1 protein-coding gene is annotated in these 481 nt (G+C 61.7%); it reads right to left on the bottom strand.

From position 1 onward, the window contains the following. On the bottom strand, positions 1-481 hold a 481-nt coding region (locus tag A3736_RS05665; RefSeq protein WP_156501993.1), incomplete at both ends, for a class I SAM-dependent DNA methyltransferase.

Below are 481 nucleotides of genomic sequence, written 5' to 3'. Positions count from 1 at the left end.
GGCAACAGCGCTGTGCGCTTGTCGTCCAGCGAGTAGCCATCGGCCTGCATGTCGTAGAACCAGACATGATCCGTCCCGCCTACGCCGGTCTTGGTGAAAAACAGAACGGCGGTCGACACGCCCGCATAGGGCCGGAACACGCCCGAGGGCAGTTTCAGCACGCCTTCGAGCTTGTGCTTCTCGACCAGCAGCTTGCGCAATTCCTGGTGCGCCTTGGATGATCCGAACAGCACGCCATCGGGCACTACCACCGCCGCGCGTCCGCCCGTTTTGAGCAAGCGCAGGAACAGGGCGAGGAACAGCAGCTCGGTCTTCTTCGTCTTGACGATCTGTTGGAGGTTCTTGGCGGTCGCATCGTAATCGAGCGATCCAGCAAAGGGCGGATTGGCGAGGATCAGGCTGTACCTGCCCGCATCCTTGCCATGCTCTTCGGCCAGGCTGTCGCGGTAGCTGACATCGGGATTGTCCACCCCGTGCAGAG

The sequence above is a fragment of the Erythrobacter sp. HI0063 genome (assembly GCF_001635685.1).
In the GTDB taxonomy this organism is placed as follows: Bacteria; Pseudomonadota; Alphaproteobacteria; order Sphingomonadales; family Sphingomonadaceae; genus Qipengyuania.
Note: the sequence above shows the minus strand (reverse complement) of the source record. Positions and strands in the feature narration are given on the sequence as shown.